This is a genomic window from Micromonospora sp. WMMD975 (assembly GCF_029581215.1).
Taxonomy (GTDB): Bacteria; Actinomycetota; Actinomycetes; order Mycobacteriales; family Micromonosporaceae; genus Micromonospora.
In genome coordinates this window covers 1702906-1718118 of the sequence record NZ_CP120739.1, presented here as the reverse complement: position 1 = coordinate 1718118, position 15213 = coordinate 1702906, and the positions used below count along the sequence as shown (strand labels likewise).

The 15213-nt window shown below is 74.5% G+C and carries 11 protein-coding genes; 10 read left to right on the top strand and 1 reads right to left on the bottom strand.

Annotation, left to right across the window (positions count from 1 at the left end):
- Window positions 1-14 precede the first annotated feature (14 nt).
- From O7613_RS07515 to O7613_RS07485, 7 genes are all read left to right on the top strand, one after another.
- Entirely contained in the window at window positions 15-1511 is a 1497-nt protein-coding gene (locus O7613_RS07515) for a long-chain fatty acid--CoA ligase (RefSeq protein ID WP_282294504.1), read from the top strand.
- Window positions 1512-1668: 157 nt separating this feature from the next.
- A complete protein-coding gene (locus O7613_RS07510) occupies window positions 1669-2988 on the top strand; it encodes a hypothetical protein (protein WP_282292945.1) in 1320 nt (439 codons plus the stop codon).
- Between the two features lie 20 nt (window positions 2989-3008).
- Complete coding sequence (locus O7613_RS07505; RefSeq protein WP_282292943.1) at window positions 3009-4088, top strand: transporter substrate-binding domain-containing protein; 1080 nt, start codon at window positions 3009-3011, stop codon at window positions 4086-4088.
- A 12-nt stretch (window positions 4089-4100) separates the two neighbouring features.
- The gene (locus O7613_RS07500) at window positions 4101-4961 is read left to right on the top strand and encodes a hypothetical protein (protein ID WP_281583491.1); all 861 of its coding nucleotides are present in this window, start codon (window positions 4101-4103) and stop codon (window positions 4959-4961) included.
- Complete coding sequence (locus O7613_RS07495) at window positions 4958-7108, top strand: serine/threonine-protein kinase (protein ID WP_282292942.1); 2151 nt, start codon at window positions 4958-4960, stop codon at window positions 7106-7108. Before O7613_RS07500 ends, O7613_RS07495 begins: the two co-directional genes overlap by 4 nt.
- Before the next feature lie 37 nt (window positions 7109-7145).
- The gene (locus O7613_RS07490; RefSeq protein ID WP_282292941.1) at window positions 7146-8591 is read left to right on the top strand and encodes a VWA domain-containing protein; all 1446 of its coding nucleotides are present in this window, start codon (window positions 7146-7148) and stop codon (window positions 8589-8591) included.
- Window positions 8588-10270, top strand: coding sequence for an NACHT domain-containing protein (locus O7613_RS07485; protein ID WP_282292940.1), 1683 nt, complete (start codon window positions 8588-8590; stop codon window positions 10268-10270). Before O7613_RS07490 ends, O7613_RS07485 begins: the two co-directional genes overlap by 4 nt.
- 22 nt (window positions 10271-10292) lie before the next feature.
- Here O7613_RS07485 and O7613_RS07480 read toward each other — a convergent pair whose 3' ends face one another.
- Window positions 10293-12248 carry a TetM/TetW/TetO/TetS family tetracycline resistance ribosomal protection protein gene (locus O7613_RS07480; protein ID WP_282292938.1) on the bottom strand — a complete coding sequence of 652 codons (1956 nt, stop codon included), beginning with the start codon at window positions 12246-12248 and terminating at the stop codon, window positions 10293-10295.
- Window positions 12249-12547: 299 nt separating this feature from the next.
- Between O7613_RS07480 and O7613_RS07475 the strand changes: the two genes are divergently transcribed.
- The 3 genes from O7613_RS07475 to O7613_RS07465 all read left to right on the top strand — a co-directional run bounded on the left by O7613_RS07475 (window position 12548) and on the right by O7613_RS07465 (window position 15170).
- Entirely contained in the window at window positions 12548-13216 is a 669-nt protein-coding gene (locus O7613_RS07475; protein WP_282292936.1) for a GntR family transcriptional regulator, read from the top strand.
- 308 nt (window positions 13217-13524) lie between these two features.
- Entirely contained in the window at window positions 13525-14385 is an 861-nt protein-coding gene (locus tag O7613_RS07470) for an ABC transporter permease (protein WP_282292934.1), read from the top strand.
- Window positions 14382-15170: an ABC transporter ATP-binding protein gene (locus tag O7613_RS07465; protein WP_282292933.1), complete on the top strand. Its 789-nt coding sequence runs from the start codon at window positions 14382-14384 to the stop codon at window positions 15168-15170. The genes O7613_RS07470 and O7613_RS07465 overlap by 4 nt, the downstream gene beginning before the upstream one ends.
- Window positions 15171-15213 lie beyond the last annotated feature (43 nt).

Below are 15213 nucleotides of genomic sequence, written 5' to 3'. Positions count from 1 at the left end.
CGGCCGTGCTGACGATGTCGGTGGCCGCGATCCTCGCCGAGTCCGCCGCCCGCGGCCCCCGGCGCACCGCGCTCGTGACCGAGGACGAGGAGGTCTCCTACGGCGACCTCTGGCAGCGGGCGCTCCGGGCCGCCGGGACGCTGAAAGCGCGGGGGGTCCGCCCGGGCGACGCGGTCACGGTGATGCTGGAGAACACCCCGGACCTGCCGGTGGCGTGCTTCGCGATCTGGGCCGCCGGAGCGACTGTGGTGCCCGTCGCCACGTCGGCCCGGCCGGCGGAGGTCGAGTACACGTTGACCGACTCCGGCTCGGTGCTGCTGATCTGCGCGGCGGCGTTGATCGCCGAGGCGGGGCAGGCGGCACGTGCGGCGCGGGTGCCAGCGCTCACCGAGGTGGAGCTGGTCGGCACGGCGCCGCCGCTGAACACGTACGAGCCGCGCCGGCCGGACGACATCGCCATCATCCTCTACACGTCGGGGACCACCGGGCGGCCCAAGGGCGCGATGCTCACCCACCTCAACGTGACGATGAACATCATGGTCACCCGGGTGTCCCCGTTCGACGTGACGGCGGACGACGTCCTGCTCGGGGCCCTGCCGCTCTACCACTCGTTCGGCCTCATCTGCGGTCTGGGCACCTGCCTGCTGGCCGGCGCGTCGGTCGTGCTGATGCGACGGTTCGACGCGGCGCGGGCGCTGGACCTGATCGAGAAGCACGGGTGCACGCTGTTCATGGGCGTGCCGACGATGTTCACCACGATGCTGGCCGCCATGGCGCCCGGTGACGCCGGCCGGTATCGGCTGGACCGCGTGTTCAGCGGCGGCGCGCCGCTGCACGTCGCCACGCTCGAGGCCATCCGTGCCGCCTTCGGCTGCGAGGTGTACGAGGGCTACGGGCTCACCGAGGCGTCGCCCTGCGTCGCCTACAACCAGAAATGGTGGCCGACGAAGCCGGGCACGGTGGGCCGCCCGATCTGGGGCGTGGACGTGCGGGTGGCCGACGCCGACCGCGCCGACACCGTCGCGTTCGTGCCCGACGGCGAGGTGGGCGAGATCGTGGTGCGCGGGCACAACATCATGGCCGGCTATCTCAATCTGCCGGAGGCGACGGCCGGGACCGTCGTCGACGGCTGGCTGCGCACCGGAGACCTCGGTCGGTTCGACGAGGACGGCTATCTCACGATCGTCGACCGGAAGAAGGACGTGATCCTGCGGGGCGGCCACAACGTCTACCCGCGCGAGATCGAGGAGGTCCTCAGCCGGCACTCCGCGGTCCGGCAGGTCGCCGTGGTCGGGTTGCCGGACGACCGGCTCGGCGAGGAGGTGTGCGCCGCGGTGGTCGTCCGCGACGGTTTCTCGGCCGGACCGGAACTGGCGGCGGAGCTGGTCGCGCTGGCGCGGGACCGCCTCGCCGGGTACAAGTGTCCCCGGCGGGTCGAGTTCCTGCCGTCCTTCCCGCTCGGCGGGGGCGGCAAGGTGCTGAAGCGCGAGCTGGCGGTGCACCTGGCCTGACGCCGCCCGGCCGGTCGGATACCGGACATGGCGCTGCGCATTGTTGACCTACCCTGCGAGGCTGATCACTCGCCGACATCGGTTGCTCACGTGTTAGCCCGGTGACGCAGGGAGTTCTACAGTGGAGGTGCGGAAGCCTGGCCGGAAGGGACCGCGGATGCCGAACAGGACGGTGCGGAGCACCCCGGCGCTGATCGTGCTGCACGGCGTCGGGCTGGGCTTGGCGCTGCTCGTCACCGCCGTGGTCGCCGTGCGGTCCAGCGCCCCGGCCGGCAATCTCGGGGAACGCGCGGTCGGCGTCGCCATGGCCACCAGCACCACCGCCCGCGAGATCTACCAAGGGTTGGCCGACGCCGACGTGGCCGCCAGCGCCGTCTTCCTGCTCCCGCCGGACGAGACCCGGCGCAGCGCGCTGCGCACCGACTACGACACCGCGGTCCGCCGCGTCGAACGGCAACTCACCGACGCCACGGGCGAGGCGGTCAACGATCCGGACCGGCTGAACCGGCTGGCCGCGATCGGCTCCCGGCTGACCGTGTACCGGGGCGTGGTCTGCGCGGCCCTGGCCACCGCCGGCGGGGACGCCACCGGCGGCGCGGGCCCGGACACCTCGGCGGCCTGCCCGGCGACGCCGGCGACGGCCGGCGGTCCCGGTCCGGCCGGAGCGGCCCGGTCGGCCGCCGCCCGCGCGGTGCTCGCCTCGGCGTACGCCCGCGAGGCGTCCCACTACATGTCCACCGAGTTGCTCACCGAGGCCCAGCGGCTCTGGGACGACGACACGCGCCGGCTGCTGCACGCCCGCGCCGACGCCCGGCCCTGGGTGGCCGCCTCGGTGCTGACGCCACTGGCGCTGCTCGGTGCGCTCGTCGCCACCCAGCTCTGGTTGCGTCGCCGAACCCGGCGGCGGTTGAACGCCGGGCTGCTGCTCGCTTCCGGCGCGGCCGTGGCCGCGCTGGCCATGCTCGTCGCGTCGTGGTGGCACTGGCCGGCCGCCGACGGCCGGTTCGACGACCTGGAATCGGCCATCGCGGCGCAGAGCACCAGCCAGCAGCGCCTCGGTGACCTGCTCGCCGGGCGCGCCGACCTCTATCTGGGCCTCGGCGCCAGTGTCGACCCGGCGGGGCACCGGGCCGACTTCGACGCCCGCAAGCTCTGCTCCCCCACCTCGGGCCGGGCCGCGCCGATCGACTGCGCGGCCCTGGAGGACGTCTGGTCCGCCCGGCAGAGCAGGACCCCCGACGCGTTCCGGGACGCCGTCGACACGGTGCTGCGCGACGGGCCGGTCGGCCGGTCATTCGAGGCGGCGAAGATCGACCTGGAAGACGCCCTGCGCGCGGACGCCGCCCGCGCGGACGCCGCGCGGGAACGACTGCCCGCGGCGCCCCGCCCGCTCGGCGGCGCGGCGGCCTGGGTCGTCCTGCTCGCCGGCGGCGGCGTGGTCGCCGGCCTGCGCCAGCGCTACCTGGAATACCAGTGAACACCCACGGAGGAGGTCCGGTGGCGGTCCGGGCGTTGCTCGCCGGCACGCTGCTGGCGACCCTGGCCGGGTGCAGCGCGCCGGCGGCGACCACCCCCGCGCCGGCGGCCCGTCCCCCCGGCGCGCAGACCCTCGCCCCCGCCGGCGAGGCGACCCCGATCTGTTCGGTCCGGCGCAGCCTGCCGGCCAGCGCCACCCGGCCGAGGCGGATCATCGAGCGGGAGCCGCAGCGGCTGATCGCGGGCGTCGACCCGTCCGACGCGACCATGAGCCACTGGAACTCGGCCAACCAGCAGTTCGAGGGATTCAACATCGACCTGCTGCTGCGGGTGGTCAAGGCGCTCTGGCCGAAGGACGACCCCCGCGACCGGGTCGAGTTCGTGGTCGTGCCGCCCGGCCAGGGCGCCTTCCAGATGCTCGACAAGAACCAGATCGATCTGGTGGCCACGTCGCTCACCGCGTCCTGCGAACGCGCCGAGCAGGTGATCTTCTCCAACGACTACCTCGACTCCGGGCAGTCGGTGCTGGTCCGGGCCCGCGACGGCGGGCCGGAGTTCGCCGGCGTGGAGGCGATGGGCGGGCGGCGGGTCTGCGCCGCCCGGAACACCACCTCGCTGGACGCCATCCGCCGCTACCGGACGGCCGGCGGCGATCGGCTGGTGCCGGTGGCGGCGGAGCACTCCGTCGACTGCCTGGTGATGCTCCGCCAGGGCCAGGTCGACGGCGTCAGCACCGACGAGAACATCCTGCGCGGCTTCGCCCAGATGGCCCCCGACACCGCGCTCGTCACCAAGCCACCCCGCCGGGACCAGCGATACTGCGACCACAACCTCAGCGACGAGTGCGACTGGTTCACCGACGAGCCGCACGCCTTCGCGTTCCGGCTCGACGACGAGGAGCTGGCCGCCTTCGTCAACTACGCCCTCGCCCTGCCCGAGACCCGGCGGGAGTGGCTGCGGGCACACGGCGACTGGCTCGCCGACCATCCGGACGCGGTACGGGACCCGGTCACCGGCGCGCGGACGCCGATGATGCCCTCGCCCGGCGAACCCGTCACCACCTGGCCGCCGCCGCGCCCGGCCCCCGCCCCGACGGACTGAGGGGGCCGACCGATGCCGACCGTCCGGGAGCGACTGCACGCCTTCCAGGTCGCCCACGCGCGCGTCTGCGACCTGCTGGAGGAGATGGAGCGCGCGGTGGCCGGCCGGTTTCCGCCGGCCGACCCCGGGCCGGCCGGGCGAGCGGCCGAGGAGCACCTGCTGCGGCTGCACTGCCTGGCGTTGGCGCTCGTCCGGCGCCAGGAGGACCTGGCCGGGCTCGACCCGGCGCAACCGGCGGACGAGGCGACGTTGGCCCGGCTGCTCGCCGCGCCCTGCCCGGTCCGGTTCACCGCCGCCACCGGTGACCAGGTCCGGGTCGAGCAGCTGCGGGTCGCCCGGATCGTCCAGGACGCCGCCGACCAGGCCGAAGGGATCCGCCGGCTGGTCGCGGCCCCGGCCCCGGAGGAGCCGACGCCGGACCCGCACCGGCTGGCGGAGCGGGGACGCCGACTCCGGTCGTCGCTGCACCGGCTGCGCCGCCTCGCCGCGGAGGCCGCCGCCGAAGGGCTCGGCGACGTCGCCGACCCACTCGCCCCGCTCACCGCCGACGGGCTGCTCGACCGGCTCGCCGCCGCCGACCCGGGTCACCGGCCCGACACCGACGCCGAGGCCCTCGGCGCGGCCCTCGACCGGGACCTGGAGCGGGTCGACGCGGTCCGGCGCAGCCTGCGCGTCCGGTGCCACCGGGAGCTGAGCGGGCGGCTCGAGGCATACCGGCAGCGGGCCGCCGACGAGGGCCGGGCCGAACACCCCGACCTGGAGCGGTCCTACCGGGACGCGGTGGCCGGGCTGCGCCCCGCGACGTTCGGCGTGGCCGCCGCGAGCCGGGCGGTCCGTGCCTACCAGCAGGCCGTGAACGGAGGAGCCCGATGACCGGGACGCGTCAGGGATGCGCGGAACGCCACTGCCCCGGCGAAGTGGACGCGGACGGGTTCTGCCGGCTGTGGGGGCACGAGTGCGCCGGCGCCGGCGCGGCTCCGACACCTGTCGTGCCCCGCCCGGTCCCGGTGTCGTCCCAGCCCGTGTCGTCCCAGCCCTGGGAGGTCGCGACGCTGCTCCCGGCGGCCCGGCCCCGGGACCCGCTGACCGCCGTGCTCGCCGAGCCGGTGGTGCCGGAACCCGCCCGGATCTGCGCCAGCACCACCTGCCGCACCCGGCTGACCCGGCTCAGCGGCCACTGCCCGGACTGCGGCACCCGCTACTCGTTCACCCCGCCGCTCGCCGTCGGCGACGTGCGCGCCTCCCGCTACGAGATCGCCGGGTGCCTGGGCAACGGCGGTGTGGGTTGGGTGTTCCTCGCCCGCGACCAGGACATGGACGGCGCCTGGCGGGTGCTCAAGGGGCAGCGCAACCCGGAGGACCGGGAGGCCGTCGCGGCGTTCGTCGCGGAACGACAGGCGCTCATCGCGCTGAACCACCCGCGCATCGTCACCATCACCCACGCGCTGCGGCCGGAGGCGCACCACGACACCGGCTACCTGGTGATGGAGTTCGTCAACGGCGGCACCCTGGAGGAGTCGCGCGCCACGGCGGGCCCGGGTGGGCGACCCGCCGCGCTCGACGTGGCCCAGGCCCTCGACTACGGCACGCAGATCCTCGACGCGTTCGGCTACCTGCACGACCAGGGCTGGCTCTACTGCGACCTCAAGCCGGAGAACGTCATGCGGGTCGGCGGCGTCGGCGCCGACGTGATCAAGCTGGTCGACTTCGGCGCCGCCCGGAAGATCGACAATCGGGTGAGCCCCGCCTGGGGCACCGAGGGATACACCGCCCCCGAGGTCAAGCGGCTCGGCGCCGCCGGGCCGAGCATCCGCTCCGACATCTACGCCGTCGGGCGTACCCTCGCCGCGCTGACCCTGGTCACCCGGTCGGTGGACGTGTCCCGGATCCCCGCCGGCCCGGCCGTGCGGCGGCTGCCCACACCGGCCCGGCTCGACCCGTTCATGCGCCTGCTCGCCCGGGCCACCGCGGCCGACCCGGCCGACCGGTTCGGGTCCGCCGCGCAGATGCGCGAACAGGTCCGGGGGGTACGCCGGCAGGCCGCCTCGGCCGCCGACGGGGAGCCCCGACCCAGCCGGTCCACCCTGTTCAGCCCCTCGGCCTGCGCGTTCGCCCTGCACACCGACGGGCCGGTGGACCCGGTGGAGGTGCTGCTCGGCCTGCCGGCGCCGCTCGTCGACGGCGCCGACCCGGCCGCCGGCTTCCTCGCCTCGCTCGGCCCCGCCGACCCCGACGAACTCATCGAGCTGCTGGCCACCGCCCCCGAACGGACCGCGCAGGTGGTCTACCGGGCGGTGCGGGCCCACCTCACCGCCGGCCGGGTGGCCGAGGCGGGCACGCTACTCGCCGACTTCCCCGAGGACCGGCGCGACTGGGCGCTGTGGTGGCACCGCGGCCTGGTCGCCCTGGTCGGTCGGGACACCGACGCCGCCCGGCGCTGGTTCGAGCAGGTGTACGGCTGGCTGCCCGGCGAGGTCTCCACCCGGCTGGCGTACGCGGTCGCCTGCGAACTCGCCGACGTCCCCGACGAGGCCGCCGACCACTACCGGGGCGTGTGGGACACCGACCGGGGCGTGCTGGCGGCGGCCTTCGGGCTGGCCCGGTGCCGGCTCGCCACGGACGACCCCCGAGGCGCCGCCGACGCGCTGCTGAGCGTGCCGGAGTCGTCCCGCGCCGGCACCGACGCGGTCGCCTGCGCGGTGCGGATCCTGCGCGACGCGCCGGACGACGGGCGCCGGCTGGCCACCGCGCTGGAGGCGGCCACGATCGTGGACAAGCTGCCGCCGTTCGCCGAGCGGGAGACCGTCGAGTCGGACATCCTGCGGATCGCGCTCGACTGCGACCTCACCGACCCGTCGCACGCCGGCCGGCGGTTGTTCGGGGAACCGCTCGACGACACCAGCCTGCGCCGCGCCTTCGAGCGCCGGTGCCGCTCCCGCGCCCGGCGCACCGCCGACCGGCGGGACCGGATCGAACTTGTGGACCTGGCCAACGCGTACCGGCCGGTGACGTGGTGGTGACCGCGGCCCGACGGCCCTGAGACGAAGGACGGCTCCCATGGAACACGCCGACGGCCGACCGCTCGCGGTCACCGCGCACCACGCGGAATATCTGCCGGCGGACGGCGCGGTGCTCGACGTGATCGCCACCGTGCGCGGCCCGGAACCGGCCGGGGACGTACGCCACGACGGCCTGGCCGAGGTCATCCTGCTGGACACGTCGGGGTCGATGGGCGCACCGCAGGCCAAGATGCGGGCCGCCCGGCAGGCGGGCGTCGCCGCGATCGACGCGCTGCCCGACGGGGTCGCTTTCGCGGTGGTCGCCGGCACCGGCGCCGCCACCATGGTCTTCCCCGGCGAGGAGCGGCTGGCGGTCGCCGACGAACGCACCCGGGCCGCCGCCCGCCGCGCGTTGCAGTCCCTCTCCCCGCACGGCGGCACCGCCATCGGCACCTGGCTGCGGCTGGCCCGGCGGCTGCTGGCGACCCGGCCGGACGCGATCGGGCACGCCATCCTGCTCACCGACGGCCGCAACGAGACCGAGCGTCCCGAGGACCTGCGGGCCGCCGTCGGCGAGTGCGAGGGGCAGCTCACCGTCGACTGCCGGGCGATCGGCTCGGCCGACGGCGTGCACGACTGGGACGCGGCCGAACTGCTCGGCATCGCCGAGGCGTTGGGCGCGAACCCGGTGGTCCCGGTGGAGGATCTCACCGGCCTGGGCGACGAGTTCCGGGCGGTCCTGACCCGCGCGCTGGCCCGGCGGGTGGCGAACGCGCGGCTGCGGGTCCGCACCACCGAGCTCGCCCGGGTCCGGTTCCTCAAGCAGGTGCACCCGACGATCGCCGACCTCACCGGGCGGGGCGTGCCGGACGGCGAGTTGGCCACCGCGTACCCGATCGGCGCCTGGAGCCCGCACGACCACCGGGACTACCACCTGGGCCTGGAGGTGGACCCGCTCGCCGCCGGCACCCGGCGGCGGATCGGCTGGCTCAGCACGGACACCGACGCCGGCGCGGCCACGGTGGAGGTGCCGCTGACGGTGGAGTGGACCGACGACACGCTGCGCAACTCGGAGATCCACCCGAGCGTCGCCTTCTACACCGGGCAGCAGGACTACGCCGCGGCGTTCCACAGTGGTCTCGCGGCGGCCCGCGCGGGCCGGATCGGCGAGGCCGAGGAGCGGCTCGGGCGGGCGGTGGCGCTCGCGCACGACGCCGGCAAGGACGCCGACGTGCGGCGGATCGCCCGGATCGTGGACGTGCACGACGCCGCCGCCGGCCTGGTCCGGCTCAAGGTGGACGTCGACTGGCGGCGGGCCGAGCCGTCCCGGGTGGCGGCGCACACCACCACCCGGTGGGGCGCGGACGGCGACGAGCGCCGCCCGCCCACGCCGTCGTCTCCGGTCGCGCCCTGGTCGCACTGCGGCGAGCGGCAGACCGGGGCGTACTGCCAGGACTGCGGGGCCGCGCACGGCGCCGACGGACCGGCGTCGGAGCGCCGATGACCCTGGATCTCTGGGCCAAGGTCGCCAGCGTGGTGAGCAGCAGTCTGGCGGTGGCCGGCGCCGCCGTCGCCGTCCACCGGCACCTGCGCCGACCGGGCTGGGCGGCGACGCTCACCGGGCTGTGGGAGCGGGAGGCCGACGCCGGGGTCGTCCACCCGCACCGCTTCGGCGAGCAGGTGCGCCCGCTCTCCGACGTGTACGTGCCCCGCCGGGTGGCGCCTCGGCTGGGTCGCCCCGAGGAGACGGTTGACGCCGGACAGCTGTTCAGCGGCGCCGGGCACGTGCTGCTCGTCGGGGAGCCGGGCAGCGGCAAGACCACGCTTGTCGCGTACGAGAGCGCCCGGTCGGCCGAGCGCTGGCTCCGCTCCCGGGGCCACCGGTGGCGCCGGCCCCGCGGCCCGGTGCTGGTACGCCTGCCGGCCGCCGCGCTGGTCCGCCACGCGCTGCCCGACGCCCTGGCCGCCACGTACGGCGAGCCGCCGGACTTCCGCCGGACGCCGCCCGGCGTACGCTGGCTGGTCTGCGTGGACGGGGTGGACGCCGTGGCCGACCCGGACGAGCGCAGCGACGTGCTCAACCGGCTCGCCGCGGCGGGCCGCTCCCCCGCGCCGCCGTACCGGATCCTGGTCACCACCCGGCCGTTGGACGCCAACGAGCTGGCCACGCTCGGGGCGGACTATCCCGCCTACCAGCTCGCGCCGTTCACCCGCGCCGACGTCACCGCGCTGGCCCGCAGGTGGTTCCCGGACCACGACGAGGCCCAGGGCTTCCTCGCCTGGACGCACACCCAGCGGATCACCAACCCGGTGCGCAACCCGCTGATCGCCACCGTCGCCGCGCTGGTGTGGCGCGACCGGCGCGACGACCCGGTCGGCCCGCCCGGCCCGGCGGCGCTGCTCGACAACTTCGTGCGGGCCCTGCTGCGCGGCGGCCGGGGCCACCTGGACGCCACCTGCGCGGCGCTGCGCGACCATCCGCCGGAGGGCCCGGCGGTCGCCGACTGGCTGGCCGGGCGGCACACCGAGCTGGTCGAGGTCGCCGCGACCGCGGCCGTGGCGGGCACCGATCCGGTCGCCGCGGTGGCGGAGTGGACGGCGACGCACGCGCCCCACCCGCCGGCACGGCAGCTCGCCGACTGGCCGCAGCGGATCCGTGACCTGCTGCTCGCCACCGACCTGTTCCGCGCCGACCGGCACGCCCTGGTCCCGGTCTGGCCCAGCCTGGTCGACCACCTGGCGGCGGGACCGCTGACCCGGCAGTTGAGTCCCGACGGCTGGATGTCCCTGATGAACACCACCAGATCTCCGTTCGTCGGGGCGCACGTGTTCCAGCGGGCCGGGGTGCCACCCGCGTTGCTGCGGAGCCGGCTGGTGGAGCCGGGCTGGGCCGTCGCCGCCGGGCAGCTGCTGGTCACCACGGGGACGCTGTGGAGCACCGATGATCCGGGGCTGCGGGCCGACGTGCTGGCGGCGCTGCTGGCGCACTGGGCGGCCGACCCGACCGGCGACACCGGCCGGACCTGCCGGTCGCTGCTGAGCACGCTTGCCGCGGACCGCGCCGATCGGGACCTGCTGATTGAGATCGGCGCGGACGGCAGCCGACCCCGGGCGACCCGGCTGGCCGTCACGCGCTTCTTCCGCGCCGACCGCGACGCGCCCTCGGTCGCCCGGCACCTGTGACGGCGTACGGTGGCGCGGCGGCCTACCGCGGCACGGCCCGGAACCATGCCTCCCGATCGTCCGGGTCGGGTCCGCGCCGGGGCAACGTGTCCGGCTCCTCGCCGGTGAGCGGCGCGTAGTGGTCGAAGGTGGTGGTCAGCACGGCCTCGCCACCGGTGAGGTCGGGAAGCGCGGCGACCACGTGCGGGACCCGCGCCGACGGCAGGGTGCCGTGCACCTCGAGATATCCGTCGGCGCCGGCGACGTCGTGCACGGCCGCTCCGAGCCGGCCGAGCAGCGCCATCACCGTCTCCACCGCGTGTTGCGGAAGGTTGACGTCGAACCGCTCGATCGGTTGGCACACCCGGGTGCCGGCCTGGCGGAGTGTCGCGGCGACCACGACCGGGGCGAGGTTGCGGAAGTCCGCCGCGACGGTCGAGATGGACTTGTCGAACTTCTGGTGCGGCCGGCTCTGCCGGGGCCAGTACTGCGACGCCGTCATGGTGACCACGCAGTCGGTGACCGGCCAGCCGTGCCGGCCGTGCCGGAGCGCGGCCCGCACGCCCTCCTCCGTGGCGGCGACGAACGCCGGCGGGAGCCGGCCGGGTTCGACGCCGGGGCGGAACTCGATGCCGTGCCCGACCGGGGCGGCCTCGATGCGCAGTCCCAGCCCGGCCAGGTACGGGTTGCCGTGCTCGCGTACCCGCTCCTCGGCGATCCCGGTGCCGGCGACCCGTTCGATGCAGGCCGTCAGCGTGCCGGAGAACCGCACCCGCACGCCGTACCGGTCCGCCATGAGCGCGGCCAGCACCTCTTTCTGGACCTCACCGTGCAGGCGGATCACCGCCTCCGCCTGGTGTTCGTCGAGCCGCAGGTCGACGAGCGGATCCTCGTCGGCCAGCTCGGCCAGGCCGGCGAACATCGCCAGGCGCTGGTCCGGTTCGACCGGCTCGACGACCGCCTGCCGGGTCGGCGGCGGGAACCGGTAGGCGTGCCGCCGCGGCGGCTCCCCGATGTGTTGGCCGATCCGGGCCGACAGGCCGCGCACGGCGGCGATCTGCCCGGCGGCCACCGAGGGACGCACCAGGACGCCGGCGGGCTCGATGACGGCGATCTGGGTGACCGTCTCGGGGCGGGCGCCGGCGAACCGCACCCGGTCCCGGACGTGCAGCCGCCCGGACCACAGCCGCAGCCAGGCCCGCCGGCCGTGCCCGTCCCGGTCGACGGCGAAGACGGTGCCGACCGGCGGACCGTCGACCTGCTCGCCCCGGGGCAGCAGGTCGGCCAGGAGGTGGCACAGTTGCCGCACCCCGGCGCCGGTGATCGCCGAGCCGCACGCCACCGGGGTGAGCGCGTCGCGGCGTACCGCGTGCCGGATCGCGCGCCGGACGTCGCGCACGCGTACCGGCTCGTCGGTCAGCCACCGCGCGGCCACCGCGTCGTCGACGTCCGCCACGGCCTCCACCACCGGTCCGGCGTCGAGGCCCACGGCCCGCACCCGGGCGTCGCGCCCGCCCTGGCCGGCGACGGTGGTGAGGATGACCGGTCGCGCGCCGAGCCGCCGGCGGATCTGGGCCACCGCCCGGTCGACGTCGGCGCCGCGCCGGTCCACCTTGTTGAGGAAGACCATCGCCGGTACGCCGGTGCGCCGCAGCGCCCGCCAGATGGCGACGGTCTGCGGCTGCACCCCCTCCACGCTCGACACCACGAGCACGGCGGCGTCCAGCACGGCGAGCGACCGCTCGACCTCCGCGATGAAGTCGGGGTGGCCGGGGGTGTCCAGCAGGTTGATGCGCAGATCGCCGATCGTGATCGACGTGACGGCCGCCCGGATGGTGATGCCGCGGCGACGCTCCAACTCCATCGAGTCGGTGCGGGTCGTGCCGGCGTCGACGCTGCCGAGCCGGGACACGGCGCCCGCCTCGTAGAGCAGGCGTTCGGTCAGGCTGGTCTTTCCGGCGTCAACATGGGCGACGATTCCGAGGTTCAACAGGGCCACGGCAGAACTCCACGGTAGGACGGTCCAGGTTCCGAAGCGTGGAATCCGCTCGCATTGTCGCTCCCTCGTCGTGATCGTGCCGGTCGGTGCCCCTGCACCGGGGCGCGGCGGTGTGCCGCCTTTGAGGCTCGCACGCCCACGGTGACCGCCGCGACCGAATTCGGGCGCCCGTGCACGCGGCGCCGGTCGCACCCGACGTACCGGGCGCGCCCCCGGAGACCGCCCGCGCCGAGGCCGGCGCCGCGCGTGCCCGGCCGTTCGCGTTCCGCGCCGGAGCCGCGGCCGTGTCATCATTCCGTGTGCCCAATGACCGCACTCTCGCCCAGTGTGCCTACGACGAGATCCGGGCGATGATCGTCAGCGGTGAGTTGGCGGGTGGTCGCAAGCTCATCGTCCGCATGCTCTCCGAGCGGCTCGACCTGTCCGCCACCCCGATCAAGTCGGCGCTTGCCGCCCTCGAACGGGACGGCTTCCTGGTCGCCATCCCGCACCGCGGGTTCTACGTGCCGGAGATCGGGCTGCGCGACATGCGGGAGATCTACGAGTTGCGGGAGGCGTTGGACGGCATCGCGGCGCGCAAGGTGACCGAGGCCGGGGCGGGTGCCGACTTCGTGCGGGACGAGTTGCAGCCGATCCTGGAGCGCCAGCACGAGTGCGCGGCGGCCGGTGACCTGGCCGGGCTGCGGGACCTGGACACGGCCTTCCACCGGGCGATCTGGCATCGGTGCGGCAACGCGCGACTGGCGCAGGTCACCGACAACCTCGGCGGGCAGAGCCGCCTGGCCTGGCAGTGGCAGGTGGCCGGCGGCATGCTGCGGGCGTTGCGGGAACACCAGCTGATCATGGACGCGATCGTCTCCGGTGATCCGAGCCGGGCGGAACGCGCCGCTCGGTCGCATGTCCGGCTGTCCCGGGCCGCGTTCGAGAAGGCGGTCCGCGAGCGCGGGCCGGAGGCCATGCCGCGCTGAGCCGCCCCGGCCCGGCCGCTTCGAAACCTGGACAGAGAGCCCCCAAGCGGGCGCTCTCCGGCCGGTGGATCGCGAACAAATTCTGGTACAGCCGTTGACACCCTGATTTTTTGGATCCAAAATTCGTACACGTCCAGCGGCGAACAATCCTCTGAACAGGACAAACACGGCTGCTGGCGGCGGACGGGCCGCCCGTGCGGTCCGATTTCGCCTGTCGTCGGGCCGCCGCGCCGCGGCCCTTGGGCGCGGCTTGAGCGCCCGTCGGCTTCCCGTCCGGCGCTACCCGGTGACGTGACCGAGGAGAACCCGTGACCACCACGACGGAACGGACCGCCGACGACACCCGGGCCGAAGACCCACCGGGTCGGACGTCCGGAAATCCCCTGCGGCGGTTCTACAAGTCCCATTCCACCGTGCTGCACACCATCACCACGCTGGTCCTGGGCTGTGTGCTGTGGCAGGTGATCGCCGCGAACACCAGCGCGCTGGTGATCGTGCCGCTCGGTGACATCGGCGCGGCGTTCCGCACCTCGGCGCAGAACGGCGAGCTCTGGCTCGACTTCCGCGAGAGTCTGTCCGGTTTCGCCCAGGGCTTCCTCCTGGCCGCCCTGGTCGGCATCCTGATCGGCGTCCTGATGGCGATCAACAAGGTGATCTTCGACTTCCTCGACCCGTGGATGTCGGCGCTCTACTCCACTCCGCTCATCGCGCTGGCGCCGCTCTACATCCTGGTCTTCGGCATCGGCATGACCGCCCGGGTGGCGGTGGTGTTCACCCTCGCGGTCTTCCCCATCGTGCTGAACACGACGGCCGGCATCCGCACCACCGATCCGAACCTGATCGAGACGGCGCGTGCCTTCGGCGCGAGCAAGATGCAGCGGTTCACCAAGATCCTCCTGCCCTGGTCCGTTCCCTTCGTCGTGACCGGTCTGCGGTTGGCCGTCGGCCGCGGGCTCATGGGCGTGGTGGTCGCCGAGTTCTTCGGCTCCACCTCCGGCCTGGGCCACCGGGTCTTCATCTCCTCGCAGAACTTCGACACCGCGGCGGTGTGGATGGGCGTCTTCGTCCTGGCCGCGATCGGCGTGGTGTTCATCCGCGCCATGTACGTCCTGGAGACCCGCATCGCACCGTGGCGGCAGAACGGCAAGAACGGAGGCAAGATCCTGTGACGACGCCGAAGGTCGAAGCGCGCCACCTGTTCAAGGCGTTCCACCGGGGTGAGACCCGCACCAACGCCCTCAGCGACATCAACCTGACCGTCCGGGCCGGCGAGTTCGTGGCCCTGCTCGGCGCCAGCGGGTGCGGCAAGACCACGCTGTTGCGCATCGTCGATGGTCTGGAGACGGCAAGTGAGGGCCAGCTCCTGATCGACGGTCGGCCGCAGAACGCGCCCGGCACCGATCGTGGCTTCGTCTTCCAGCAGGACAACCTGCTGCCCTGGCGGACCGTGCTGCGCAACGTCACCTTCGGGCTGGAGTTGCAGGGAGTCAACCGCCGGACGGCACAGCAGCAGGCCACCGAATACCTGGAACTGGTCGGACTGAAGGGTTTCGAGAAGTACTACCCCCACGAGCTCTCCGGCGGCATGCGGCAACGGGTCAACCTGGCCCGGGCGTTCACCATCCGGCCGGACATCCTGCTCATGGACGAGCCGTTCGCCGCGCTGGACGCGCAGACCCGCGAGGTGATGCAGACCGAACTTCTGCGCATGTGGCAGCAGACCGACGGCCGTACGGTCATGTTCGTCACCCACCAGATCGACGAGGCCATCTACCTCGCCGACCGGATCGTCGTGATGACCGCCCGACCCGGGCGCGTCAAAGAGATCATCGATGTTCCCTTCGCGCGTCCGCGCAACCTGGACCTCAAGCGGTCGCCCGAGTTCAGCACCATCTACGACCGCATCTGGAAGACCATCGAGGAGGAGGTCCGCGCCTCGATGGCGATGACCTGACCGGTCTCGCCCCGCCCGTGACCGGCCCCCGGCCGGCCGACGG